The following is a 23,832-nucleotide window of genomic DNA, read 5'->3' as shown; positions in this document are numbered from 1 at the left end:
CCCCAAGAAAGCTGAGGCCCCGGCCGCGGATGATCCGCGGCCGGGGCCGTGCCGTCGGATACGCGGCCTCAGAGCTCCTCGAGGGTGTCCTCTCCGGAGGCGGCGTCGTAGAGGTAGACCTGCTCGCCGGCGCGGGGGTCGCGGGCGGAGAGCACGTGGAAGGTGGGCGAGGCCGGGTCGGCGAGGTCGACGACGGACGCGCCCGCACCGAGCACGCCGCGTACGAGATGCGGGGGAGCGGTGGTGTCGATGCGGGTGACGACGCCCGGGGTCACCCAGACGGGGACGCCGGCGAGGAACCCGCTGACCTGGAAGTGCAGGTGTCCGGTGAGGATCGCGCGTACGTCGCTGCTCCGCACCACCCGGCCGAGGGCGGAGATGTTCCGGAGCACGACATCGGCAACGAAGGGGACCGAGGCGAGGTGAAGCGGCGGATGGTGCAGGACCAGGACCGTTCCGTCGCGCACCGGAGTGGCCAGCTCGTTCGCGAGACAGGCCAGCTGGTGCTCGTCGAGGAAGCCGTGGGTGTTGCCCGGGACCAGGCTGTCGATGGTGATGACCCTGAGGTCGCCCAGGTAGCTGACCGCCGCGCACAGGTCCGAGCCCGGATCCAGCAGCCGGCCGCGGTCGCTCCCGTCGGGATCGCGGTGTCCGCTGCCGAGCACCTCGCGGAACGGTCCGCGGGCATCGTGGTTGCCCGTCGAGTAGAGGTGCGGGATGCCGCGCTCGGCCGCGAACGCGCCCACCCGCGCCAGGACCGCGCCGCATCCCGCGGCCGAGCCGTCATCGGCGATGTCGCCGCTGACGACGACGGCGTCCAGCCCAGGCACATGGCGGGCGTCGCGCAGGATGCTCTCGAGCGCGGCGACGGCGTCGACACCGTCCATGTCGACGCCGCTGGCGGTGACATGGGTGTCGGAGAGATGCAGGATCCGGGTCAAGTTTGGGTTCTCGTCTCCGATCGAAGGGTCAGGTGGTGAAGGCCGACATGAGGACCTCGGCGACGCCGTCGTTCTCGCTCTGGACGGCGACGTCGAGGTAGTGGGCGTCGACCTCCTCCCCGATCTGGGTGAGGTCGACCTGGACACAGGCGATCGCGTCGGCGTTGGTGCAGCCAGCCTCGTCCAGCACCGGCGAGCCGGGTGACCGGGCGAGCCAAGCGTCGAGCTCGGCCCGGGGGACCGTCATCGCGCCCTCGATCTGCCAGTCCTGGAACCCGATATAGGTGCAGCTTGCTGCCGAGGTCCCGTCCGGCAGGTCCGGCACGCCGACCGACTGGGCGAGCTCGAGGCAGTCCATCGGCTCGGCCTCCGCGGACTCACCGAGGTCAGCGCCGACCCAGGCGACCAGCCCGACGAGACCGACCAGCAGGATGACCACGAACACAGCACCCGCTACGAGCGCCCGGCCCCACCAGGGCACCCGTCGCGGTGTGCTCATGCCCACTGTCGGGAGCGCTCGACGGCCCGGGTCCAGGAGGCGTACGCCTCATCGGCCGCCTCGCGGCGCGACGCGTCCGGGGAGAAGGTGCGGTCCAGGGCCCAGGTCTCGCGGATCTCGTCGAAGGAGGACCACACGCCGACCCCGAGGCCGGCGAGGAAGGCCGCCCCGAGACCCGTGGTCTCGACGAAGCGAGGGCGGGAGACGTCGACCCCGAGCTGGTCGGCCTGGAGCTGGCACAGCAGGTTGTTGGCGGCCGCGCCGCCGTCGACGTTGAGCGAGGCCACGGGCGTCGGCATGGTCGCCATCACGTCGCGTACCTCGAAGGTGATCGCCTCCAGGGTCGCCCGCACGATGTGGGCACGGGTGGTGCCGCGGGTGATGCCGATGATCGTGCCGCGGGCGTCGGGGTCCCAGTGGGGCGCGCCGAGGCCCGTCAGGGCGGGCACGAACACGACACCCTCGGACGAGGTCACGGTGCGCGCCAGCGCCTCGGTCTCCGCGGCCGCGCCGATGATCTGCAGGCCGTCGCGCAGCCATTGCACCGCGGCGCCGGTCACGAAGATGGAGCCCTCGAGGACGTAGGTGACCTCTCCGTCGGGCGACATCCAGCCGGGCGAGGTGAGCAGCCCGGAGTCCGACCGCTGCGGGGTGGTGCCGGTGTTGGTCAGCACGAACGAGCCGGTGCCATAGGTGCACTTCGAGTCGCCCACCTCGAACGCGGCCTGCCCGAACAGCGCGGCCTGCTGGTCCCCGGCCACGCCGGCGATCGGCAGCGAGAGATCCAGGAAGGAGCGCGGGTCGGTGACCACGCCCTCGCCCCAGTTGGGGCCGATCTCCGGCAGCGCGTCGCGCGGCACCCCGAAGAGGTCGCACAGCTCGTCGGACCAGTCGTTGGTGCCGATGTCGAACAGCAGCGTCCGGGACGCGTTCGAGACGTCGGTGACGTGGTGCAGACCGCGGGTCATCCGGGCGATGAGGTAGGAGTCGACGGTGCCGATGGCGTAGCGCCCCGACTCCACGTGCGCCCAGGTGTGCGGCTCGTTCTCGCGGATCCAGGCCAGCTTCGTCGCGCTGAAGTAGGGGTCCAGGCGGAGCCCGGTCAGCTTCCGGACGCGGGCGTCGTGGTCGGCCATCGAGGCACACATCGCGGTCGTACGCCGGTCCTGCCACACGATCGCCCGCCGCGGTGAGCCCAGCGTCTCCCGGTCCCACAGCACGACCGTCTCGCGCTGGTTGGTGATCCCGATGCCGACGAGGTCGTCGTTGCCCTGGGCCTTGAGGACGGTACGGCAAGCCTCCAGGGTGGCCTGCCAGATCCCCTCGGGCACGTGCTCGACCCGGCCCGGGCTGGGGAAGAGCTGATCGAACTCCTCATAGCCCCGGGCCACGACCTCGCCCGCCTCGTTGACGATCAGGGCGGTGACACCGGTGGTGCCGGCGTCGATGGCGAGGATCGAACTCACTTGGGCGTCCTGACGATGTCGAGGATGCGCCGGTCGATCCAGGACAGGTCCTCGGCCACCCGCATCTCGTAGTTCTCGGTGGCGACCCAGGCGAGGAAGCCCCTGGCGCCCTGCGCCGCGGCGTACGTCTCCACCTCGGCCTCGATCTCTGGGGTGACCTGCACCTTCTCGGCCTCGGTCGACGCGGTCAGGTAGAAGTCGCTGAGGTCCAGGAGCCGCTTCAGCTCGGGGATCGGCGCAGCGTGGTCATCGACCCGGAGGTCGGCCGCGATGTCGTCGTTGCCGCCGTAGCCGGCCTCCTCGCGCACCACCAGGAGGGCCGCGCTCTGCCGCCCGCGGCTGTCGCCGCCGGCCTCGTCGCCAGCGGCGAGGGCTGCCAGGAGACGGTGCTGCAGCGGCTCCTCGGGGGAGGAGGCGAGCCAGGCGGCCTCCATCGCCTCGACCACCTCGGGGCCGGTGAGGATGTTGCCCTGGATCGCGTACGCCCCATTCTCGGTGGAGCCGGTCCGGCCGCCGGCCCAGTCGAAGCAGGAGGGTCCGGTGTGGGAGGCGGCGTTGCCGTCGACGTCGACGATGCCGACCTGGCGGTGGTCCCGGCGCTCGTCCTCCTCCAGGAGCCTCTCGAGGGCGACCGCGGCGGTTGCACCCTCGTCGAGGTGGGCGAGCGCGAGACCCTTGTAGGCGACGTTGGCCTCGGCCTGGGTGGCGATGGCTCCGACTCCGGCGACGGCGGCCGGGACGGCCGATCCGACGGCGAGGAACTTCGAAGCGACGGCCACACCCCAGGTGGGCTCCCCGGTGCCTGGATCAACTGCTCTGGCGACGATGGAGAAGGTCATGGCGCGACCCTATCCACGAAATTTCGTCCGGTTACGGCGTGTTGACGAATTGTCGTACACCTGACGGCGAGGTTGGGCTTTGATTGAGGGATCCCTTCATCCCAATTTCGGAACTGAGTTTCGAACATGACCAGGAAGGACATCATGACAACCCTGGCGAAAGAAGAAACACCCGAGTTGAAGAGAGTGATGGGGCCCTGGCTCCTTCTGCTCTTCATCGTCGGTGACATCCTGGGAGCCGGCGTCTACGCCGTCACCGGGACCATGGCCGGCTATGTGGGCGGCATCCTGTGGCTGCCGTTCCTGCTCGCCTTCGTCGTGGCCACGATGACCGCGTTCTCCTATCTCGAGCTGGTGACGAAGTATCCCAGCGCCGCCGGCGCCGCGCTCTACACGCACAAGGCGTTCGGGATCCACTTCCTCACCTTCATGGTGACCTTCGCGGTCGCCTGCTCGGGCATCACCAGCGCGTCGACCTCGGCCAACACGCTGGCGCAGAACTTCTTCGGCGGCCTGGAGATCAACGGCTGGATGGACGCGCCCAGCGAAGGCGCCGTCACCACCTTGGCGTTGGGTTTCATGGTCCTGCTCGCGCTGATCAACCTGCGTGGCGTGGGCGAGAGCGTGAAGTTCAACATCATCCTCACCGTCGTCGAGATGGTCGCGCTGTGCATCGTGATCGGCGTCGGCTTCTACGTCATCGCCCAGGGCAAGGCGGAGATGTCCGAGCTGATCTCCTTCGACGACTACTCGAACATGGGCGTGGTCTTCGCGGTCACCGCCGCCACCTCGGTGGCGTTCTTCGCGATGGTCGGGTTCGAGGACGCGGTCAACATGGTCGAGGAGACCAAGGAGCCGGAGAGGATCTTCCCGCGCACCATGTTCATGGGCCTGGGTGCAGCCGCGCTCCTCTACATCCTGGTCGCGGTCTCGGTCGTCAGTGTCCTGACCCCCGGAGAGCTCGAGACGATCCGTGAGTCCGAGGGCCGGGCCCTGCTCGAGGTGGTCGCCAAGGGCGCTCCCGACTTCCCGATCGACAAGGTGTTCCCGTTCCTGGCGGTCTTCGCCGTCGCCAACACGGCGCTGATCAACATGCTGATGGCCAGCCGGCTGGTCTACGGCATGGCCAAGCAGCGGGTGCTGCCCAAGCAGCTGGGCGCGGTCCTGCCCGGCCGCCGCACGCCCTACATCGCCATCATCTTCACCACGGTCCTGGCGCTCTGCCTGATCTGGTACGTCTCCAGCGACCCGGACAGCAACATCGTCTCCAACCTCGGCTCCACGACCGCGCTGCTCCTGCTGTGCGTCTTCGCGATCGTCAACATCGCCTGCGTGGTCCTGCGCAACCGACGTGCCGACACCGACAAGGCGTTCTTCACCGCGCCGAGGTGGTTGCCTCCCATCGCCGCCATCCTGTGCATCTACCTGGCGGGCCCGTGGGTCGACCGCGACGGCATCGTCTACGAGATCGCCGGCGGCCTGATGGTCATCGGCGTGATCCTGTGGGCCATCACCTGGCTCATCAACAAGTTCGCCAACAAGGATGACGAGCCGCCGCACTTCCAGGACATCGAGCACATGGACGTCAACCCGGAGGACGACAAGTAAACGGGTGACTTCGGTAAGGGCCGGCGTACGAACTCCTGAGGACGTACGCCGGCCTTGCCGTCTCTGAGATGACTTCGTAACAACCGGGTGATCCGCGTACCCTGAGCCTCGTGAACGACGCCTTCCCCTCCCTCGAGCAGCTGCACGCCATCGGAGCCCTTCAGCAGCCGACCTATTCCGACCCTGCCGCTCTTGCCGCGGCGGTCGAGAAGCTGAGGAACCAGCCGCCGCTCGTCTTTGCGGGGGAGTGCGACCAGCTCAAGAGCTCGATTGCCGCCGCCGGCCGTGGTGAGGCGTTCATCCTGCAGGGCGGCGACTGCGCCGAGGTCTTCGCCGAGGCGACCGCCGACAACACCCGCAACAAGCTGCGCGTGCTGCTGCAGATGGCAGTGGTCCTGACGTACGCCGCCTCCGTCCCGGTCGTGAAGATCGGCCGGCTCGCGGGGCAGTACGCCAAGCCGCGCTCCTCCGACACCGAGACCCGCGACGGGGTGACCCTGCCGGCCTACCGCGGCGACGCCGTCAACGGCTTCGAGTTCACCGAGGAGTCCCGCATCCCTGACCCCCAGCGGCTGCTGGACGTCTACCACGCCTCCTCCTCGACCCTGAACCTCGTGCGCGCGTTCACCACCGGTGGCTACGCCGACCTGCGTCAGGTGCACACCTGGAACTCCGAGTTCGTCCGCAACTCGCCCGTCGGCGCCAAGTACGAGGCGATGGGCTCCGAGATCGAGCGCGCGATCGCGTTCATGGAGGCCATCGGCGCCGACCCGGAGGAGTTTCACCGGGTCGACTTCTACTCCTCCCACGAGGCGCTGCTGCTCGAGTACGAGCACGCGATGACCCGCATCGACTCGCGCACCGAGACGCCGTACAACGTCTCCGGCCACTTCGTCTGGATCGGTGAGCGCACCCGGCAGCTCGACGGCGCCCACGTCGAGTACTTCCGCCACCTCAACAACCCGATCGGCTGCAAGCTCGGCCCCACCGCGACCCCCGACGACGCGCTCGCGCTGGCCGCCAAGCTCAACCCGAAGAACGAGGAGGGCCGGCTCACCTTCATCACCCGCTTCGGCGCGGGGAAGGTGCGCGACGGGCTGCCCGGGCTGGTCGAGAAGATCACCGCTGAGGGCGTCAACGTCACCTGGATCTCCGACCCGATGCACGGCAACACCTTCTCCACCTCCAACGGCTACAAGACCCGCCGCTTCGAGGACGTCCTCGACGAGGTCCAGGGCTTCTTCGACGTCCACCACGCCCTCGGCACCGTCCCCGGCGGCATTCTCGTCGAGAACACCGGCGACGACGTCACCGAGATCATCGGCGGCGGCGAGGAGCTCGACGAGGCCGGCCTCGTGCACCGTTACGAGTCCGTCGTCGACCCGCGCCTCAACCGCGTCCAGTCGCTCGAGATGGCGTTCCAGGTTGCGGAGATGCTGCGCTCGCGCTAGTCACACGCGCTGCAGGAATACCCGGTTAACCGGGTATTCCTGTACTTCTCTGGCATTGCAACACCCCGGAAGTGCAGGTTTTACCGGTTAACCGGGTATTCATTCACGCGCCCAGGCGAGCTGCATGATCTCGTCGCCGTCGTGGAGGATGCTGCGGTTGTTGGTGTCGGTGAAGCCGGTGCGCTCGTAGAGGCGCTGGGCGCGGCGGTTGTCGGTGCGGGTCCAGACGCTGAGGCCCTCCCAGTCGCGTGACTGGAGGTCGCGGATCATCTCGGTGCCGACGTGGGAGCCCCAGACGGCGGGGTCGACGAAGACCATCGAGATGTGGCCGTAGCCGGGGAGGGGTACGCCGTCGACGAGGTAGGTCTCGGCGACCAGCATCCCCGCCGGGCGGGTGCCGTAGTGGGCGAGCAGCGCCAGCTCGGCGGACTCCAGCTTCTCGCGGACCCGGCGGATACGGGCCTCGGTGGCGGTGCGGCGGCGGGCGGCGTTGGCCGCCCGCCAGACGTCGAGCGCAAGGGCGCGCTGCTCGTCGCTGCTGATCTCGGCGACGATGATTCTCGGCATCTAGGCTGCTACAGCGTCATCAGCCAGATGCCGAGCACGAGCATCACGATCATGAAGATCGCGCCCACCCACAGCAGCACGATCCAGGTCGAGGGGTTGTCCTCGGTCTCGGAGGCCATCAGCGAGGAGACGTACTCCTGCTGGGCGCCGTAGTCGCCGAAGTCCTGCTCGAGGGGCTCCGGCTCGCCGGCGTACCCGTAGCCGGTCTGCCACTCGCCGGCGTCCTCGGTGGCGTAGGCCTCCTCGGCGTAGCCGGTCGCGTAGGCGGGCTCGGTCTCGTAGACCTGGTCGGCCGGAGTCTCCTCAGGCGGGGCCCAGTGGCGGGCCTTCCCGTTGCGCGACTCCTGGACGAGCATCCCGGAGGGCTGGACGAAGGGCTGGTACGCCACCTCGGCCGTGGCCACGGAGACCGGCTCGGGCTCCGGGACGGGCTCAGGCCCGGGAAGGGGGCCCGGCTCCGGGGGCGGCTCGGGCGTCGGCTCCGGGTCGGGGACGGGGTCGGGTCCTGGGACCGGAGTCGGCTCCGGGAAGGGCGAGGGGTCCGGGATGGGCGACGGCTCCGGATCAGGGATCACGGCCTCCGTCGCGGCTGCCGGCTCATGCGCAGGCGGAGGAGTGGTGGGCGGCGGGGCGGTCGGCGGTGCGTACGCCGGACGGAGCGCGGTGGTCCCGTCGGGTTCGTCGGTGTCGAGCTTCTCCTCGACGGACGGCGCCTGGCGCCTCGAGGTGCGTTCGGTGGGCTCGTCGTTCGGCTTCGTGGCGGTCGCGGAGCTTGCCGGACCCGGCACGTTGTCGTCGCCGTAGGCGCTGATCCGGGGCAGGCTCAGTGAGGTCTGCGCCGCGTCGGGTTCGTCCTCGACGGCCTCCGGGGCGGTGGCCTCGACGGGCTTCCGGATCACGGTTGCCTCGTTGGGCTCGTCGAGCTCAGGTGTGACGACATCGTTGGCAGCAGACTGTATTGCTTCGGGCTTCGCTTCAGCAGCGGACACGGGTGGCGTCCTTTCCTCTACATCGGTGGAGTCAGCCTCGGCTGCTCGATCGGGCTCCGTGGCGACCTCGAGTCCACACATCGGGCACGCCGGCTCATCGGACAGCCGGTGTCCACACTGTGCGCAGCTGGTCATGCCACCCCCATGGCGTCGAAGATCACTCCCGTGCGGTCCCAAGCCTAGGTCACCCGCCCTTAACCTTGGGCCGATGCCCGCAGATCGCGCAGCAGCGCGATATCGGGGTTGTCCGCGTCGCGAGAGCCCGGAGTCTCCAGGATGAAGGGGACGCCGTCGGTCGCCGGATGCGCGAAGAGCTCCTCGAAGGCCGTCGTGCCGATGTGGCCGCGACCGATCTGCTCGTGGCGGTCGAGGTGCTTGCCGCGTACGTCCTTGGAGTCGTTGGCGTGGATCAGCCGGAGCCGTCCGGGGCCGCCGATCTCGACGATCCGGTCGACACACGCGGTCGCGCCACCGGGCTCGTCCAGCGGGGCACCGGCGGCGAAGACATGGCAGGTGTCCAGGCAGATCCCGGCCTTGGGGTGGAAGTCGACGGCCTCCAGGTAGGCGGGCAGGTCCTCGACGCCGGCGCACAGCGAGCGTCCCTGACCGGCGGTCGGCTCCAGCAGCAGCCAGGGAGCGTCCTCGGCGGAGATCTCGTCGAGCACCGGCAGCAGCGCCTCGCGCACCTGCTTCATCGCGACGGCGTGCTTCTCGATCGCGTCCCCGTCGGGGGAGACGAAGGAGCCGGTGTGGATGACGACCCCTTCGGCGCCGATGTCGGCGGCACGGCGGAGGTTGTGGGCGACCAGGGCCGCGGACCTCTCGTAGGTGGCCGGGGTCGGCGAGCCGAGGTTGACCAGATAGGGAGCGTGGACGAAGGCACGCATGCCGCGCCGTTCGAGCTCCGCCCGGAACGCCTTGTCCTCGGCCGGCTTCCCGGCCGAGAGCGCCCAGCCGCGCGGGTTGCCGACGAAGATCTGCAGCGTCTCGCCGCCGACCGCGTCGGTGTTGGCGAGGGCACCGGCGACGAGACCCTTGCCCACCTGTACGTGGGTGCCGATCGGGTTGCGAAGAGAGGTCCGAGAAGAGGTCAAGGTCAGTTCAGCCAGATCGTGATCTCGGAGCCGTACGGCGCCTCGCCCCCGGCGGGCTCCTGCCGGGTCACGAAGTTGAGGCCGAGCGCGAAGTCGTCCTTCTCCTCCTTGACCTTGAAGCCTGCAGCCTCGAGGGTCTGCTTCGCGGTGTCCTTGCTGCTGCCGACGACGTTGGGGACGGCGACGGCGGCGGGACCCTTGGCGACCACGAGGGTCACGGTCTCGCCCTTGGGGAGGGTGCCGGAGTTGGGGCTCTGGCTGAGCACCGTGCCAGGCTGGGCGTCCTTGTTCTCCTCCTCGGTGATCTCGACCTTCAGGCCGTCGGCCTCGAGCGACTTCTTGGCACGCTCGGCGCTGCGGCCGGTCCAGTCGACGATGTCGACGGGGGCCGGACCCTTGCTGATCACCAGCACGATCGCCTTGCCGGGCCGCACCAGCGTGCCGGCGCGCGGCTGGGAGTTGATGACGTGGCCCTCGGGGACGTTGTCGTTGAACTTCTCGATCGGGTCGCCGATGCCGAGGCCGAGGTCGCGGATCTCGTCCTGGGCGTCGTCGGCGACCATGCCCTTGACCTTGGGCACGGAGTATTCCTCGATGCCCCTGCTCACGCTGATCTCGACCGTCGATCCGGGCAGCACCTTGTCGCCCTGGCCGGGGTCGGAGTCGATCACCACGCCCTTGTCGATGGTGTCGGAGAACTCGGTGTTGGCCGAGACCTCGAAGCCGGCGTCCTGCAGCTGCGTGGTGGCCGCGGCCTTGCTCAGACCGGCCACCGAGGGCACCCGCTCGTAGCGGCCGTCCACGAACCACCACAGTCCGGTCGCCACCAGCGCGACGGCCACCACGGCGGCGCCGATCGCGATCGGGCCCTTCCAGGTCGCCGGCATGCTCCAGCGCTGCTTCGGCTGCGCGGGGGTCGGGGCGATGCGTACGTTCTCCTCGGGCTCGCTCAGCGAGAGCCGTGCGCCAGAGGGGAGGCCGACGCCCGGGGGCGGTCCCGGCGGACCCGGGGGACGGCCCGGCGGGGGACGGGACGGTCCGGTCGGGCCGGAGGGTCCCAGGCCGAGCGCGGGCAGGACGGCGGTCGACTCGGCGGCTGACTCGTCGTGGGCCCGTGCCGGGGAGTCGGCGACCTGTGTGCACTTCTCGGGCGCGCCGGCCCTGGGAAGCGCCAGGTCGGCGGTGAGGTCGGGGTCGTCGAAGATGCCCGCGGACAGGGTCGCCATGACGCGGTTGACCATGCGCAGCAGCACGCCGGCGTCGGCCGGGCGAAGCTCGGGATCGCGGGCGGTCGCGCGGGCGACCAGGGCGTCGACGTACCGCGGGATGCCGGGAGCGGCCTTGGAGGGCGGCGGGACGTCCTCGTGGACGTGCTTGTAGGCGACCTCGACCGGCGAGGGGCCGCTGTGCGGCTTGCGGCCGGTGAGCAGCTCGTAGAGGACGACGCCGGCGGCGTAGACATCGGACCGTGGGCCGGACCTGGACTCGGTGACCAGCTCGGGCGCGAGATAGGAGACGGTGCCGACCAGGTTGCCGGTGGTGGCGTCGTTGGAGTTGTTGTTCATCACCCGGGCCAGGCCGAAGTCGGCGACCTTGACCCGCTGCGAGATCGAGGCGGCACCGGTGGTGATGAGCACGTTCTCGGGCTTGATGTCGCGGTGCACGATGCCGATCGCGTGCGCAGCGGTCATCGCGCTCAGGATCGGCTCGATGTAGGCCAGCGCCTTCGCCGCGCCCAGCGGCGCCTGCGAGGCGATGGTGTCGCGCAGGGTGTGGCCTTCGATGTACTCCATCGCGAGGAAGGCGACGCCGTCGTCCTCGTCCTGGTCGTAGACGGCGACCACGTTGGGGTGGGACAGCTTCGCGGCCGACCTGCCCTCGCGTACGAACCGCTCGGCGAAGTTGCCCTCCTCGTCGAGGTCCTGGTGCATGACCTTGACGGCGACGATGCGGTCCAGCCGCATGTCGTGGGCGACGTAGACCGTCGCCATGCCGCCCTTCGCGACCTTCTCGACGATCCGGTAACGCATCCCCAAGACTTTGCCCAGAAGGGGTTCGGATGCGGTAGCCGAGCCTCCGCCGTGGCGCCCGATGACGTCGTCACGGGGGTCCGCCTCACTAGCCACGCGATCCTCCTGTCTCCGGTCGGAGAAGTATTCCGGACCGGGCAATGGTACGGACCAGCGGGTCCCACTCACGACTTTCCGAACCGGCTACCCCGGCCGGTAATGTGATTGTTATGAGCGACTTGCGGCTGGCGGAGCAGGATCTGGGCGTCCTGGTTGAAGAGTGGATCGACTGGGCCACGGCCGCGTCGTTGCTCGGAGTGACCGTGGGGAAGGTGCGCACGATGATCCGCGAGCACGAACTCGCGGCGGCGGTGCCGCCGGGCGTCAAGGGCCAGCACATCCCGGCCCTGTTCATCCAGGATGGCCTGCCGGTCAAGGGTCTGAGCGGGCTGCTGCACGTGCTCCACGACGGACGCTACGACGACCGCGAGATCATCGCCTGGCTCTTCCTCGACGACGACCTTCCCGGCCGCCCGATCGACGCGCTTCGGGAGAACCGCGGGTCGGAGGTCAAGCGCCGGGCTCAGGCCATGGCACTCTAGACCCGCCCGTTCCGTACGTCTCGGAGGAACCTCGTGAGGTCGAAGTACGCCCTGGTTGGCCTGGTGATCGCCGTCCTGATGGCGCTGGTCGCCGGATGCGGAGGCGGCGGTGACTCCGGCGCGGGCGGTGGCGGGAAGACCGGCACCGACCCGGAGAGCGGCCTCGCCTGGATCGCGGAGTCCGATCTGCCGCCCGAGGGCGTGGAGACGCTCGAGCTGATCGACGCCGGCGGCCCGTTCCCCTACCCGGGCAAGGACGGCAGCACCTTCGGCAACCGCGAGGGGATCCTGCCGGACGAGGCGTCGGGCTACTACGCCGAATACACCGTGCCCACGCCCGGCTCCGATGACCGCGGCGCGCGGCGTATCGTCACAGGCGAGGGTGGGGAGTTCTACTTCACCGAGGACCACTACGAGTCGTTCTCACGGATCGACCGGGGGTGATTGAGATGAGTGGACTGGCAGGGCTTCTGGCCGGGAAGGCCGATCCCGGCGTCTATCGGTGGCACACCGAGCTGGCCGCGGCCGACCTCTCCGACTCGGTGACCGGCGCCGGCTGGTCGCTGGCGCAGATCGCCGTCGTGGCCGAGACCAAGGACGAGGTGCTCGGCGCCATCGGTGCCGCGCTGCGGTTTCCGGCCCACTTCGGCCGCAACCTCGACGCGCTCTGGGACTCGCTGCGCGATCTCTCCGCGCCCACGGTGCTGCTGTGGGAGACCTGGGGATGCGCTGCGTACGCGGATCGTGCCGGTTTCGACAAGATCGTCCGGGTCCTCCAGGAGCGGTCCGCGGAGATCTCCGAGGACCGCCCGGCGTTCACCGTGCTGCTGCGCGGGGACGGCCCGGAGACGGACCTGCCCGACCTGGGCTGATCACCCGACGTTGACGGTACGCGTCGGGTAGCCGGTGGCTCCGTCGGGAGCGGGCGGCGCCTCGTCGGCGGTCTGCGGAGTGCCGGTGCGGTCGTAGGCCCTTGCCTGGATCTGGTGCTCGCCCTCGGTCGCGTCCCAGCGGTAGGTCCACTGGCGCCAGGTGTCGATGCTGTCCTCGGCGGCGAGCGTGGCGGGCTCCCAGGGGCCGTCGTCGACGCGTACCTCGACCTTGCTCACGCCGCGGTGCTGCGCCCAGGCGACACCTGCGACGGTCACCTCGCCGGGCGTCGTGTCCTCGCCCGGGATGTCGATGCGGCACTCGGTCTTGATCGGTCCCTCGGCAGACCAGCCGCGGTCGGTCCAGTAGGCGCGGAAGTCGGCGAAACGGGTGACCTCGAGGTCGGTGAGCCACTTGGTCGCCGAGACGTAGCCGTAGAGGCCGGGCACGACCATGCGTACGGGGAAGCCGTGGTCCTGGGTCAGCGGCTCCCCGTCCTGGGCGATCGCGAGCAGCGAGTCGCGGCCGTCGGTGAGCGCCTCGAGCGGGGTGCCGATGGTGATGCCGTCGGCACCGGTGGACTTGACCGCGTCGGCGTCGGGGGAGAGGCCGGCGCGCTTGAGGACGTCGCGGATGCGTACGCCGGTCCAGGTCGCGTTGCCGATCAGGTCACCGCCGACCTCGTTGGAGACGCAGCAGATCGTCACGCGGCGCTCGTAGAGCGGCATCGCGAGCAGGTCCTCGTAGGTCAGCTCGACCGGGTTGTCGACCAGGCCGTGGATCTTGAGCCGGTAGTCGGCGAGGTCGACGCGTGGGGTGAGCAGGGCGATGTCGATGCGGTAGAAGTCGTCTACGGGGGTCAGGTGGGGCGTGAGGCCGTCGATCCGGAGCTCTGCGCCTCCCGGGAGGGGCGCGGCGGGGGAGACGGCTGCCGGGATGGGCAGCTTCGTCGCGGGGTGCCGGCGGCCGGTGACCACCTTCGCGCCGACGCCGCCGACCGCGCCGACCGCGGTCACGGCGGCCGCGGCGACCAGGAACCTGCGACGGTCGAAGCCGTCGGGCGCCTCTGCCTCGGTGGGCGGGCTGTCGGTGTCGCGTAGGGGCCGGGTGAGGAGGATCAGTGCGGTGATGCCGACCGCGAGGCCGATCACGATCGCGACGATCCCGGTTGTCCCGTTGCCGGCCCGGTCGGCCAGGAGGGCGGCGATGTCGATGGCCCCGAGGAGCAGCAGCATGCCCGCGCCGAGGGCGGGGCGGCGTACGGCCAGGGCGCCGGCCACTCCGAGCAGGACCAGCGTGACCAGCCCGACGCAGCCGAGCAGGATCGGCTTGTCGGCGGTGCCGAAGGTGGCGACCGCCGCCTCCTTGAGCCAGCGCGGGGTGAGGTCGATGACCCGGTCGCCGAGCGCGAGCAGGGGAGAGGCGCCGCCGGCGAGGGCGGCGATCAGCTCGGCGACGCCGAGGCCGAGCACGCCGGCGGCTATGCCCGCGACGGGGCCGTACGGACGTCCGAGGAGGATGCGGGATGCCATGCTGTGGGTTCGTGGCCGATCGATGGTCGGATGGGACCAATCCTCCCACTCTTCGGCTGCGAACCCGGAGTGAGATCGGTCATTTGTCGAAAGGGGTGCGCGTGCGGCGAGCGCTGCGGGTCGTGGGCGACGAGACGTCACCCGACCCCGATGACGACCTGGACCCGGCGGCGGTGCTCGCCGCGGTCGCCGGTGGCGACCTCGATGCCTTCGGCCGGCTCTACGACGACCTGGCTCCGCTCGTCTTCGGCGTCGCCCGGCGGGTCGTGCGCGACCCCTCGCGTGCGGAGGAGGTGACCCAGGAGGTGTTCACCGAGATGTGGCGCCAGGCCGCCCGGTTCGACCCGTCGCGCGGCTCCGTCCGGACCTGGGTGCTGACGATCGCGCACCGTCGCGCCGTCGACACCGTGCGCTCCTCGCAGGCCTCGCGAGCGAGGGAGGAGCATGTCGCCCGGCGTGAGCCGGTCGACGTCGCCGGCCCGGAGGACGCCGTCGTCACGGCGGCGGAGCACGAAGGCGTACGCCGCTGCCTGGACTCCCTCACCCCGCTGCAGTCGCAGGCCGTTCGGCTGGCCTACTACCAGGGCTTCACCTATCCCGAGGTCGCCGAGCTGCTCGGCCGGCCGCTGCCGACGGTGAAGTCGCGGATGCGGGACGGGCTGATCCGTCTTCGTGACTGTCTGGAGGCTCGCGATGGCGCCTGACGTACACGGCCTGGTCGGGGCCTATCTCCTCCATGCGTTGGAGCCTGCCGAGCGAGCAGAGGTCGAGGCGCACCTGGCTGCCTGCCCTGACTGCCGGGAGGAGGTCGACTCGCTGCGGTCGGCGACCGCGTCGCTGGCCGATGAGGTCGCCGAGACACCTCCGGCATCGCTGCGCGCGAGCGTGATGCGTACGGCCTCGGAGACTCCGCAGCTCCGGCCCGTCGTCGCGGCGGACCGCGCTCGCCGTCGTTGGTTCGCGGGCGTGATCGCCGCGGTCGCCGCCCTGGTCATCGGTGTCGGCGTGACGGTAGGCGTGGTCGTACAAGACGACGACCCGCCCGCCATGACCGCCGCCGAGGTGATGTCGGCCCCCGATGCGAGGATGCACAAGGAGGAGACGTCCGACGGCGAGCTGATGGTCGCGATGTCCCACGAGATGCACATGGTCGCCGTCGACACCGCCCATCTCGACCGCCCTGCCGGGATGACCTACCAGGTCTGGTGGCACACCGACGCCGGCATGGAGTCCGCCGGCGTCCTCGACGAGGAGATGGCCGTCGCCGTACCGGTCGAGGACGGCGACCTGATGGTCACCATGGAACCCGAGGGCGGCTCCGACAAGCCGTCCGACAAGGTCCTCTTCGAGATGCCCGCCACCTCGCTCTAGACGCTTCGGCCGCCCGGGGTGACGTCTCGGCTAGACCGTGCGCTGGGTGGCGGCGGTGGCGAGGGCGCGCAGGACCTCTGCGGCGTTCGCGTCGAGGACTCCTGACGACTTGGCGTCGTCGAGGGCGGTGAGGCCCTGGTCGGCGAGCTCGGTGATGGTCTTCTCGACCTGCTGCTCCGCGCCGGAGGAGGCGATGATCGTACGTAGCTCCGCGACCTGGTCCTCCGTGAGCGGCTGGCCGAGGGAGCGGTCCAGGAGGTCGGCGTCGGCGGGCGGTGATGCCTTCAGGGCGAGGGCGACCAGGACGGTGCGCTTGCCCTCGACGAGGTCGTCGCCGGCGGGCTTGCCGGTGACCGAGGGGTCGCCGAAGACGCCGAGGAGGTCGTCGCGGAGCTGGAAGGCCTCGCCGACGGGGAGGCCGTAGGCCGAAAGGGCCTCGATCTGCTCCGGGGAGGCTCCGGCCAGGGCGGCGCCGACGTGGAGGGGGCGCTCGACGGAGTACTTGGCCGCCTTGTAGCGCACCACCTTCATCGCCGCTTCGACGTCCGCCGCGCCGCGCGCCTGGACGGTGATGTCGAGGAACTGCCCGGCGATCACCTCGGTGCGGGTGTGGTCGAAGACCGACAGGGCGGCGGAGGTCTCGGAGTCCCCGAACCCAGAGGTACGCAGCAGCTCGTCCGACCAGGTCAGCAGCAGGTCTCCGAGGAGCACGGCCGCGGCATCACCGTAGGCACGGGACCGGCCCGGCCAGCCCGCGGCGGCATGGTCGGCCTCGAAGGCGCGGTGCGCGGAGGGCGCTCCGCGCCGGGTGTCGGAGTCGTCGATGACGTCGTCGTGGACGAGCGCCGAGGCCTGGAGCAGCTCGAGCGCCGCGGCGGCGCGTACGAGCGACTCCTCCTCGGCCGGCGAGGGGGCGGGGCGGACCGCGTGGAAGCCCCAGTAGCAGAACGCGGCGCGCAGCCGCTTGCCTCCGGACATCGACTCGCGGGCCCGGCGCAGCAGCGGTTCGACCTCGTCACCGAGCGGAACCAGCCGCTGGGACTGTGTCTCGAGAAAGGTGTCCAGTGCCCCCTGGACGCGACTGCGGAATTCATCGGCGTCCCACGTTTCATTCACTCTCCGAGCCTAGGGCACTGCCTAGGATGGCCCGATGGTGACTGGACGTGGACGCTCCCTCGCGGAGCTGATCAACCAAGGCGAGCGCTCGTTCTCCTTCGAGTTCTTCCCGCCGAAGGACGAGGCCGGCGAGGAGCAGCTCTGGAACGCCGTGCGCGCGCTGGAGCCCTACCGCCCCACCTTCGTGAGCGTCACCTACGGTGCCGGCGGCTCGACCCGTGACAAGACGGTCGCCATCACCGGCCGGATCGCCGCGGAGACCGAGCTGCTGCCGGTCGCCCACCTGACCTGCGTCGGCCACACCCGCGACGAGGTCGCGGGGATCCTGGACGCCTATGCGGCGAAGGGCGTCGAGCACGTGATGGCGCTGCGCGGCGACCCCGCCGAGGGACCGCGCGCCGAGTGGACCCCGACGCCGGGCGGTCTCGACTACGCGATCGACGTGGTGAAGCTCGCCCGGGAGCGCGGCGACTTCCGCATCGGAGTCGCCGCCTTCCCGGAGGGCCACCCGAGTGCCGAGTCGCTCGAGGCCGACGCCGACGTGCTGGTCGCCAAGGCGAAGGCCGGCGCGGAGTTCGCGGTCACCCAGATGTTCTTCCGTGCGGCCGACTACTTCGGCCTCGTCGACCGGGTCCGAGCTCGCGGCGTCGACATCCCGATCCTGCCGGGGATCATGCCGATCCTGAACCTCGCCGCCATCCGCCGCCAGAGCGAGCTGATCGGCGCCGAGGTCCCCGAGGAGATCGTGGAGCGCCTCAGCGCCGCCGGTCCCGAGCCCGCCGACATCCGTGCCGAGGGCATCGCGGTGGCCGCCGAGCTGTGCCAGGAGCTCCTCGACGGAGGCGCGCCCGGGCTGCACTTCTACACGCTCAACCGCTCCAAGGCGACGCTGGAGATCTTCGCCAAGCTCAACGTCACGGTCTAGACCGCGCTCATTTCTCGGCAGGCCCGATCGACTGCGCGACCAGCGCGGACGACAGCCCGGCGAACGGCAGCCCGGAGCCGGGCGTGGCGTGGGCGCCGGCGGCGTACACGTTCGGGAGAGGGGTGCGCGGCCCGAGACGCTGGAACACCGTGCCGCGCCCCGACCACTTCACGCCCAGCGGTGACCCGCGCCAGCGGCGTACGAGCTCGGCGGCGCCCAGGTCGACACGGTGCACGACGTGCTCGCGCACATCGATCTTGTGGCGCGCCAGCGCCAGCAGGACGTCCTCCATCAGCTTGCCGTAGGAGTGGATCGTCCAGGCGTGCTGCCCCTCGGGGGCGAGCCCGCGGGTGCGTACGACAAGAGTGGGCTCGCCGTGGAGCACCAGTTCGTCGGGCAGATCGACCAGATGCTCGGGCAGCGAGGAGAGCCCGAGATGGAACGTCATCGGCGGGATCGCCGGCAACGTGCGCTCCACGAACGGCCGCAGGGCCGGCAGCGAGCGCGGGTCGAAGGCGAGGACGACCGCTCCGTCGGCGCCGAGATCGATCTCTCCGGCGGTGGTGCTGACCGCGACCGCCCGCCCTTCGCGTACGACGATGTCCTCCACCCGGGTCGCGGTCTGAACCGAGACCCGGCGGGTGGCCATCCGGGCGGCGAGCACCTCGGCCACCACCCCCATCCCGCCCTCGACCCGCCAGGCGCCGAACCGCTGCTCGAGATAGGCGGTCAGCCCGGCCCAGGCAGGTACGTCACGCAGCTCCTGCCCCGCGGCGACGAACGGGTGCGCCGCGACCAGCCGGAGCCGCTCGTCCTTGAACGTCTTGCGCAGCCGCTTGTGGAGGGTCTCGCGGGACCGGAACCGTTCCGCGACGGCGGAGGGCAGCGCCGAGGGCTCCCACGGCACCTCGAAGTAGTGCTGGCGCAGCACCTCCCAGTCCTCGCTGAACCGGGCGACGTAATCGGTCCATCGCTGGCCCATGCCAGGGCCGAGCTCGTCGAAGGCCGCCAACTGGGCGCCGCGGGTGCCGCCGGGGATCGAGACCGAGGTCTTGTCGGCGAACCGGTGCTCGCGGATGACGTCCATCGGCACCAGCTCGAGCTCACGCTCCGCGGGCCGACCGGACTTGCGGAACAGGTCGCGCATGACCGCGGGCAGCAGCGTCGAGGTCGCCGAGGCGTCCCAGGTGAACCCCTCCTCGCGCACCGGCACCAGAGCGCCGCCGAGCTGACCGGAGGCCTCGAGAAGGGTCACCGAGTGGCCGAGCTTGGCCAGCCTCGCGGCGCTGGCCATCCCGGCGTACCCGCCCCCGAGGACGACGACGCTGGTCACTGGACGGGGTAGGGCTTGGTGGTGCCGTCGGAGGGCTCGTCCGGCGGCGGGGCGCCCCGTCTTCCGCGGCGGGTGAGCCTGCGCCAGCCCCCGCGAACGGTGCGGATGATGAAGTACACCAGCACCAGCCCGGTCGCCAGCAGGACCGCGGCGATGCCGGCGGCGGCCAGCGGATGCTCGGTCGCGAACCAGACCACGCCGAGGACCAGGCCGTCCTCGGCCAGGCTGACCACCGAGTTGGAGACCGGCTCGGGGGAGGTGTTGACCGCCAACCGCTCGCTGGCCTTGACCAGATGGGACATCAGCGCCGAGGTGCCGCCCACGACGCCGGCGACAGCCGCGTTGAGCGAGTCGGCCTCGCCGGCGAGCAGGACACCGATCACGGCGCCGATCGTGGGCCGGATGAACGTGGAGATCGAGTCCCAGGTCGAGTCGATGTAGGGGATCTTGTCGGCGACGAACTCGATCGCGAACATCACCCCCGCGGCCGCCAGCACCGGCCAGGTGCCGAGCACGTCAGGGATCTCCTCGGCCCCGGTCGTACGCTGCACGACGCCGAGCACCAGCACGACCAGGTAGGCGTTGATGCCACTGGCCCACCCGCTGGAGAAGGTCAGCGCTAGAGATTCCATGGAGACATCTTGGCCTACGCCACCGACAGTTCGGACCCGGCCCGAGACCAAGCGCACGCGATCCCGTATTTACCTCCGTTGTGCCCCGTGCGGCAGAATGGGCTGATCAACGCAGAGTTCACCCCCACGTCGCAAGGAGACCGGATGACCATGACGACACCCGACGAGAACGAAGGTGTGGTCGTGAACGAGGACCTGGAGGCCACTGTCGAGGTGGCGGCCCTCGCTGCCGAGCCCGTGCCGCGGGAGATGACGTGGGCGATTCGCCTGATCGTCGGTCTGATCGCGTTCAGCGCCGTCGTGGTCGTGGTGATGGTGCTGACCTCCGACGAGTTGGTGCGCGCGTGGGCGGAGGGCAACTCCTCGGCCAAGCGCATCCTGGAGACCGAGGGGCTCGAGGCCCTCATCAACCCGCCCACCGACAACCGGGTCAGCGCGCCGGCGTTCATCGCCCCCGCCATCACCCTGTTCGGCGTGATGGCCGGCATGCTCGGTGTGCTCGCGGTCTTCCTCCGCAACGGCTTCGAGTGGGCCCGCATCGTGATCACGTTCCTGGTCTTCATCTCCGCGGTGGCCAGCGTCGGCGGCATCCTGACCGGCCCGCCGGTGATCATCAGCGTGCTCACCGCGATCGCGATCGTCATCGCCGCGGGGCTGCTGGTGGTCATGTGGCTGCCAGCCAACACCCGCTACATCCACCCGCCGCACCTCATCCGCGGCGCCGTCGCCGACGACTGAGCGACCCGCAGCACCCCTCGACACGCCCCGTCCCCGATTCGTCCTTGTGACTGTCGGTGGCGGGGTGTAGTTTGATCTCGTGTTCGAACAGATGTTCGAACAACCAGGCTCTGGCGGGCGTCGTCCTCGACCCCCGACGCCCGCCGGAGCCGTCCACTGCGGGGTCGACCGTGAGCGAGAAGGACGACCCGATGCATCTGCTGCCGGCGACGACACACAGCTACCTCTTCCGCGCCACCGAGTCCCTCGCGGAGGCGATCGTGGCCGACGACGTGCCGAGCAGGTACGCCATCGCTCATGTCGCCGCCCTCCAGGCCGCGGCGGCGCTGATCGCCGCCCGCACCGACCCCGTCGAGGCCGCGAGCCGTGCCGGCCGCCGTCGTCCGTGGAACGCCTGGGTCCGTCTCAAGAAGGTCGCGCCCGAGCTCTCCGAGTGGGCCGACTACTTCGCCGCCGGCGCCGCCAAGCGCGCCGCCGCTGAGGCCGGCTCGATCCGGGCGGTCACCGCGGAGGAGGCCGACGACCAGGTGCGTGACGCCGACCGGTTCCTCGCCGTCGTCGAGGAGTCCCTCGGGCTGATGGCCCACACCTCTCCGGCCACCCGGCTCCCGCACGACCGCCTCGTGGGCTGATCCAGGTGTGGCGTACGCAGGGTGGGAGGCAGGGCCTACGCTTGGCCCCATGTCAGCTGGCTCCGCTTCCACCAGTCGTCGGGCAGGCGCCCGGACCGTCGCCGTCTGGGACGCGCTCGACCCGGTCCTGGCCTCCGGCCCGCTCGACGTCCTCGACATCGGCGGCGGCACCGGCACCTCAGCCGTACGCATCGCCGGGCTCGGCCACCGGGTCACCGTCGTCGACCCCAGCCCCGACGCGCTGGCCGCGCTCGACCGCCGGGCCCGCGAGGCCGGCGTCTCCGTCGACGCGCGCCAGGGTGACCTCGCCGCACTCTCCGACGTCGCCGACCCGAGCGGTGCCGACGTGGTGCTCTGTCACGGTGTCCTCGAGGTCGTCCCCGATCCCGCGGCGGCGCTGGCAGGGATCCGCGAGGTGCTCCGTCCCGGCGGCACGCTCAGCCTGCTGGTCGCCCAGCGCACCGCCGCCGTCCTCTCCCGCGCTCTCGCCGGCCACTTCGCACAGGCCGCAGAGCTCCTCGACGACACCACTTCGCAGGGGCGCTCCGGTCGCCGCTTCGCCCTCGACGAGGTCACCGGGCTGCTCGAGGCTGCCGGCTTCGCGGTCTCGGATGTTCGTGGCGTACGTGTGTTCGTGGATCATGTTCCTGGGTCGCTGCTCGATGTCGATCCCGGTGCGACCAACGCGCTGGTCGATCTGGAGCAGGCGGCGTCGACGCGCCCGGATTATCTGCCGCTGGCTTCGCAGCTGCATTTGCTCGCTTCGCTTCGCTGACGGCTCGCTTCGCTTCGCCGGTTGGCGCCGACGCGGCGCAAAGGTCCCGCCTCCGCTAGCGCTCCGGCGTGACATTTGCGCCGAGTCAGCGCTTGTCCGCGTCCTCGGAGGATCGGGGTGACCTCCTCCGCTGGCGCTCCGGAGGTCACCCCGATCCTCCATGTCGACATGGACGCCTTTTTCGTGTCCGTGGCGATCAGGCACCAGCCCGAGCTGTGGGACCAGCCGGTGGTGGTCGGGGGACATGCCCGTGGCGTGGTGACCTGCGCCAACTATCCGGCGCGGGCCTACGGCGTGAAGGCCGCGATGCCGGGGTCGATGGCGAGACGGCTGTGCCCCCAGCTCGTCTCGGTCCGGCTCGACTTCGGTGAGGTCGCCGAGGTCTCCCACCAGGTCCGCGAGATCTTCCGCCGCGCCACCCCGCTGGTGGAGGTGGTCAGCGTCGACGAGGCGTTCCTCGACGTACGGGGAGCGACCAGGCTCTTCGGGAGCCCCGAACAGATCGCCCAGCGGATCCGCCGCCAGATCGCCGAGGAGCTGAGCATCACCTGCTCGGTCGGCGTCGCGCCGACCCCGAGCGTGGCCAAGGTCGGCAGCCGCAAGGCGAAGCCCGACGGCGTCGTGGTCGTCCGGCCGGAGGAGATCCCCGGCTTCCTCCACCCGCTCGACGTCGGAGAGCTCTACGGCGTCGGCCCGAGCACCCGGACCCGGCTGCGGCGGCTCGGCTTCGAGACGGTGGGCGACATCGCGCGCACCCCGGTGCCGACCCTTCACCAGATCCTCGGTCCACGCCTCGGCGGCCACCTGCACCGGCTGGCCACCGGCACCGACCGGCGCGAGCTGACCGGGCGGCTGGGCCCCGACCTGCCCGACCGGTCCACCGGAGCCCAGGAGACCTTCGGTCACGACCTCAGCGACCGCGAGGACATCGTCCGCGAGCTGCTGCGCCTCTCCGCCCGCGTCACGCGCAGGATGCGGCGGGCCGGCACAGTCGGCCGCACCATCGCACTGACCGTCCGGTTCACCGACTTCAAGACCATCTCGCGCTCCCGCACGCTGCCCGATCCCACCGACGTCACCCAGGAGGTGCACGCCACCGCTGTCAGCCTCTACGACGAGCTCAACCTCCGGGGCCGGGCCCTGCGCCTGGTCGGGGTCCGGGTCGAGCACCTGGTCACCAGGGAAGGCACCGACCGGCAGCTGGTGCTCGGCGAGCGGGAACGGGGCTGGTCCGAGGCCGACCGCGCCATCGATCAGGTCGCCGAACGCTTCGGATCGAGCCTCGTACGCCGCGCGAGCCTGCTGGATCAGGGGCGGGGTTGACGCACCTGCCACCTCGCTTGACACAATCGGTCGTGGTTGTGCCATGTGGCAGAACGTCAAGGGACAAGAATTTTCTGGGCTCACTACCGCCTTCAGGGTGGCCAGCCTAGACTTGGAGATGCCCCAACAGGACATGGGAGGTACGGTGCCACTCTCGGAAGAGGAGCTTCGCCTGCTTGAGCAGATGGAGCGCGCGCTCTCGGCGGAGGACCCGAAGTTCGCCTCCGCCCTCCGAGGCACGGCTTTGCGCCGTGCCCAACGTCGACACGCGGTCCTCGCGGGCATCGTGCTCGCCGGTGGAGTCGCGTTGCTGATGACCGGTGTGATCTCACGGATGTGGATCGTCGGGGTGGTCGGCTTCCTGGTGATGCTGGCCTCGACCTCCGTGCTGCTCACCGCTCTTCGTGGTGCTGCCGCGGTCGAGGAGGACGATGGGGACCACACGCCCCGCACCTCGTTCCTCGACCGGGCCAGCGAGCGCTGGAAGCAGCGCCGCCGCGACAACGACCTCTAAGAAACG

The 23,832-nt window shown here is 70.4% G+C and carries 25 protein-coding genes; 13 read left to right on the top strand and 12 right to left on the bottom strand.

The genetic code is table 11. The features are described 5' to 3' along the window. Nucleotides 1-68 precede the first annotated feature (68 nt). From AB0F44_RS13290 to AB0F44_RS13275, 4 genes are read right to left on the bottom strand one after another with little or no spacing between them, the layout of a single operon-like run. On the bottom strand, nucleotides 69-941 hold the full coding sequence (locus AB0F44_RS13290) for a metallophosphoesterase (protein ID WP_357356052.1): 873 nt from the start codon (nucleotides 939-941) through the stop codon (nucleotides 69-71). Between the two features lie 28 nt (nucleotides 942-969). After that, nucleotides 970-1,440: a hypothetical protein gene (locus AB0F44_RS13285; protein WP_357356050.1), complete on the bottom strand. Its 471-nt coding sequence runs from the start codon at nucleotides 1,438-1,440 to the stop codon at nucleotides 970-972. After that, nucleotides 1,437-2,906, bottom strand: coding sequence for a glycerol kinase (locus tag AB0F44_RS13280; RefSeq protein WP_357356048.1), 1,470 nt, complete (start codon nucleotides 2,904-2,906; stop codon nucleotides 1,437-1,439). Before AB0F44_RS13280 ends, AB0F44_RS13285 begins: the two co-directional genes overlap by 4 nt. Further along, a complete protein-coding gene (locus AB0F44_RS13275) occupies nucleotides 2,903-3,745 on the bottom strand; it encodes a DUF1028 domain-containing protein (protein WP_357356046.1) in 843 nt (280 codons plus the stop codon). Before AB0F44_RS13275 ends, AB0F44_RS13280 begins: the two co-directional genes overlap by 4 nt. A gap of 189 nt (nucleotides 3,746-3,934) precedes the next feature. Here AB0F44_RS13275 and AB0F44_RS13270 point away from each other — a divergent pair, with 189 nt between their 5' ends. After that, nucleotides 3,935-5,353, top strand: coding sequence for an APC family permease (locus tag AB0F44_RS13270; protein WP_357356044.1), 1,419 nt, complete (start codon nucleotides 3,935-3,937; stop codon nucleotides 5,351-5,353). Nucleotides 5,354-5,463: 110 nt separating this feature from the next. Further along, nucleotides 5,464-6,804, top strand: a complete 1,341-nt coding sequence (locus tag AB0F44_RS13265) for a class II 3-deoxy-7-phosphoheptulonate synthase (RefSeq protein WP_183545321.1) — start codon at nucleotides 5,464-5,466, stop codon at nucleotides 6,802-6,804. A gap of 99 nt (nucleotides 6,805-6,903) precedes the next feature. On the opposite strand, the gene AB0F44_RS13260 is transcribed toward AB0F44_RS13265, so the two are convergent. The 4 genes from AB0F44_RS13260 to pknB form a co-directional block, all read right to left on the bottom strand. Further along, the gene (locus AB0F44_RS13260) at nucleotides 6,904-7,371 is read right to left on the bottom strand and encodes a GNAT family N-acetyltransferase (protein WP_350661472.1); all 468 of its coding nucleotides are present in this window, start codon (nucleotides 7,369-7,371) and stop codon (nucleotides 6,904-6,906) included. Between the two features lie 8 nt (nucleotides 7,372-7,379). Further along, nucleotides 7,380-8,360: a hypothetical protein gene (locus AB0F44_RS13255; protein ID WP_357356042.1), complete on the bottom strand. Its 981-nt coding sequence runs from the start codon at nucleotides 8,358-8,360 to the stop codon at nucleotides 7,380-7,382. 194 nt (nucleotides 8,361-8,554) lie between these two features. Next, the gene (locus AB0F44_RS13250; RefSeq protein WP_357356040.1) at nucleotides 8,555-9,454 is read right to left on the bottom strand and encodes a deoxyribonuclease IV; all 900 of its coding nucleotides are present in this window, start codon (nucleotides 9,452-9,454) and stop codon (nucleotides 8,555-8,557) included. A gap of 2 nt (nucleotides 9,455-9,456) precedes the next feature. Then, nucleotides 9,457-11,580 (bottom strand): Stk1 family PASTA domain-containing Ser/Thr kinase, encoded by a 2,124-nt coding sequence (pknB, locus tag AB0F44_RS13245; RefSeq protein ID WP_357356038.1) that lies wholly within the window; start codon nucleotides 11,578-11,580, stop codon nucleotides 9,457-9,459. A gap of 113 nt (nucleotides 11,581-11,693) precedes the next feature. Between pknB and AB0F44_RS13240 the strand changes: the two genes are divergently transcribed. Genes AB0F44_RS13240 through AB0F44_RS13230 form a run of 3 tightly spaced genes read left to right on the top strand, consistent with a single transcriptional unit; the run spans nucleotide 11,694 to nucleotide 12,937 of the window. Then, complete coding sequence (locus tag AB0F44_RS13240) at nucleotides 11,694-12,065, top strand: Rv2175c family DNA-binding protein (RefSeq protein ID WP_355229878.1); 372 nt, start codon at nucleotides 11,694-11,696, stop codon at nucleotides 12,063-12,065. Between the two features lie 33 nt (nucleotides 12,066-12,098). Beyond that, nucleotides 12,099-12,509, top strand: a complete 411-nt coding sequence (locus AB0F44_RS13235) for a ribonuclease domain-containing protein (RefSeq protein ID WP_357356036.1) — start codon at nucleotides 12,099-12,101, stop codon at nucleotides 12,507-12,509. Nucleotides 12,510-12,514: 5 nt separating this feature from the next. Beyond that, complete coding sequence (locus tag AB0F44_RS13230) at nucleotides 12,515-12,937, top strand: barstar family protein (protein ID WP_357356034.1); 423 nt, start codon at nucleotides 12,515-12,517, stop codon at nucleotides 12,935-12,937. Here the strand turns inward: AB0F44_RS13230 and AB0F44_RS13225 are convergent, their stop codons facing one another. Further along, the gene (locus AB0F44_RS13225) at nucleotides 12,938-14,467 is read right to left on the bottom strand and encodes a molybdopterin-dependent oxidoreductase (RefSeq protein ID WP_357356032.1); all 1,530 of its coding nucleotides are present in this window, start codon (nucleotides 14,465-14,467) and stop codon (nucleotides 12,938-12,940) included. A gap of 101 nt (nucleotides 14,468-14,568) precedes the next feature. Between AB0F44_RS13225 and sigK the strand changes: the two genes are divergently transcribed. After that, the gene (gene sigK, locus AB0F44_RS13220) at nucleotides 14,569-15,171 is read left to right on the top strand and encodes an ECF RNA polymerase sigma factor SigK (protein WP_357356031.1); all 603 of its coding nucleotides are present in this window, start codon (nucleotides 14,569-14,571) and stop codon (nucleotides 15,169-15,171) included. Further along, nucleotides 15,161-15,838: an anti-sigma factor gene (locus AB0F44_RS13215; RefSeq protein ID WP_357356029.1), complete on the top strand. Its 678-nt coding sequence runs from the start codon at nucleotides 15,161-15,163 to the stop codon at nucleotides 15,836-15,838. Before sigK ends, AB0F44_RS13215 begins: the two co-directional genes overlap by 11 nt. A gap of 30 nt (nucleotides 15,839-15,868) precedes the next feature. On the opposite strand, the gene AB0F44_RS13210 is transcribed toward AB0F44_RS13215, so the two are convergent. Beyond that, nucleotides 15,869-16,954 (bottom strand): polyprenyl synthetase family protein, encoded by a 1,086-nt coding sequence (locus AB0F44_RS13210; protein WP_357356027.1) that lies wholly within the window; start codon nucleotides 16,952-16,954, stop codon nucleotides 15,869-15,871. Between the two features lie 34 nt (nucleotides 16,955-16,988). Here AB0F44_RS13210 and metF point away from each other — a divergent pair, with 34 nt between their 5' ends. Further along, nucleotides 16,989-17,879 carry a methylenetetrahydrofolate reductase [NAD(P)H] gene (gene metF, locus AB0F44_RS13205; RefSeq protein ID WP_357356025.1) on the top strand — a complete coding sequence of 297 codons (891 nt, stop codon included), beginning with the start codon at nucleotides 16,989-16,991 and terminating at the stop codon, nucleotides 17,877-17,879. A gap of 7 nt (nucleotides 17,880-17,886) precedes the next feature. Here the strand turns inward: metF and AB0F44_RS13200 are convergent, their stop codons facing one another. Beyond that, a complete protein-coding gene (locus AB0F44_RS13200; protein WP_357356024.1) occupies nucleotides 17,887-19,212 on the bottom strand; it encodes an NAD(P)/FAD-dependent oxidoreductase in 1,326 nt (441 codons plus the stop codon). After that, nucleotides 19,209-19,844, bottom strand: a complete 636-nt coding sequence (locus AB0F44_RS13195) for a DUF4126 domain-containing protein (protein WP_357356022.1) — start codon at nucleotides 19,842-19,844, stop codon at nucleotides 19,209-19,211. The genes AB0F44_RS13200 and AB0F44_RS13195 overlap by 4 nt, the downstream gene beginning before the upstream one ends. A 144-nt stretch (nucleotides 19,845-19,988) precedes the next feature. On the opposite strand from AB0F44_RS13195, the gene AB0F44_RS13190 reads away from it, so the two are divergent. The 5 genes from AB0F44_RS13190 (at nucleotide 19,989) to AB0F44_RS13170 (ending at nucleotide 23,826) form a co-directional block, all read left to right on the top strand. Next, a complete protein-coding gene (locus tag AB0F44_RS13190; RefSeq protein WP_357356020.1) occupies nucleotides 19,989-20,582 on the top strand; it encodes a hypothetical protein in 594 nt (197 codons plus the stop codon). Nucleotides 20,583-20,752: 170 nt separating this feature from the next. After that, nucleotides 20,753-21,214 carry an SAV_6107 family HEPN domain-containing protein gene (locus AB0F44_RS13185; protein WP_350661441.1) on the top strand — a complete coding sequence of 154 codons (462 nt, stop codon included), beginning with the start codon at nucleotides 20,753-20,755 and terminating at the stop codon, nucleotides 21,212-21,214. A gap of 49 nt (nucleotides 21,215-21,263) precedes the next feature. Next, nucleotides 21,264-21,989: a methyltransferase domain-containing protein gene (locus AB0F44_RS13180; protein ID WP_357356018.1), complete on the top strand. Its 726-nt coding sequence runs from the start codon at nucleotides 21,264-21,266 to the stop codon at nucleotides 21,987-21,989. A gap of 117 nt (nucleotides 21,990-22,106) precedes the next feature. Further along, on the top strand, nucleotides 22,107-23,312 hold the full coding sequence (gene dinB / locus AB0F44_RS13175; protein WP_357356016.1) for a DNA polymerase IV: 1,206 nt from the start codon (nucleotides 22,107-22,109) through the stop codon (nucleotides 23,310-23,312). Between the two features lie 145 nt (nucleotides 23,313-23,457). Further along, nucleotides 23,458-23,826, top strand: a complete 369-nt coding sequence (locus AB0F44_RS13170) for a DUF3040 domain-containing protein (RefSeq protein ID WP_357356014.1) — start codon at nucleotides 23,458-23,460, stop codon at nucleotides 23,824-23,826. The last annotated feature ends 6 nt before the right edge of the window (nucleotides 23,827-23,832 follow it).

Source organism: Nocardioides sp. NPDC023903 (assembly GCF_040639295.1).
Taxonomy (GTDB): Bacteria; Actinomycetota; Actinomycetes; order Propionibacteriales; family Nocardioidaceae; genus Nocardioides.
Note: the sequence above shows the minus strand (reverse complement) of the source record. Positions and strands in the feature narration are given on the sequence as shown.

What these genes read in the sequence shown, in the direction of transcription:
- AB0F44_RS13215 (WP_357356029.1), top strand. Translation starts at nt 15,161, where the DNA reads ATGGCGCCTGACGTACACGGCCTGGTCGGGGCCTATCTCCTCCATGCG.
- AB0F44_RS13285 (WP_357356050.1), bottom strand. Translation starts at nt 1,440, where the DNA reads ATGAGCACACCGCGACGGGTGCCCTGGTGGGGCCGGGCGCTCGTAGCG.
- AB0F44_RS13260 (WP_350661472.1), bottom strand. Translation starts at nt 7,371, where the DNA reads ATGCCGAGAATCATCGTCGCCGAGATCAGCAGCGACGAGCAGCGCGCC.
- AB0F44_RS13190 (WP_357356020.1), top strand. Translation starts at nt 19,989, where the DNA reads ATGACCATGACGACACCCGACGAGAACGAAGGTGTGGTCGTGAACGAG.
- metF (WP_357356025.1), top strand. Translation starts at nt 16,989, where the DNA reads ATGGTGACTGGACGTGGACGCTCCCTCGCGGAGCTGATCAACCAAGGC.
- AB0F44_RS13230 (WP_357356034.1), top strand. Translation starts at nt 12,515, where the DNA reads ATGAGTGGACTGGCAGGGCTTCTGGCCGGGAAGGCCGATCCCGGCGTC.
- AB0F44_RS13270 (WP_357356044.1), top strand. Translation starts at nt 3,935, where the DNA reads ATGGGGCCCTGGCTCCTTCTGCTCTTCATCGTCGGTGACATCCTGGGA.
- AB0F44_RS13180 (WP_357356018.1), top strand. Translation starts at nt 21,264, where the DNA reads ATGTCAGCTGGCTCCGCTTCCACCAGTCGTCGGGCAGGCGCCCGGACC.
- AB0F44_RS13275 (WP_357356046.1), bottom strand. Translation starts at nt 3,745, where the DNA reads ATGACCTTCTCCATCGTCGCCAGAGCAGTTGATCCAGGCACCGGGGAG.
- AB0F44_RS13225 (WP_357356032.1), bottom strand. Translation starts at nt 14,467, where the DNA reads ATGGCATCCCGCATCCTCCTCGGACGTCCGTACGGCCCCGTCGCGGGC.
- AB0F44_RS13240 (WP_355229878.1), top strand. Translation starts at nt 11,694, where the DNA reads ATGAGCGACTTGCGGCTGGCGGAGCAGGATCTGGGCGTCCTGGTTGAA.
- AB0F44_RS13195 (WP_357356022.1), bottom strand. Translation starts at nt 19,844, where the DNA reads ATGGAATCTCTAGCGCTGACCTTCTCCAGCGGGTGGGCCAGTGGCATC.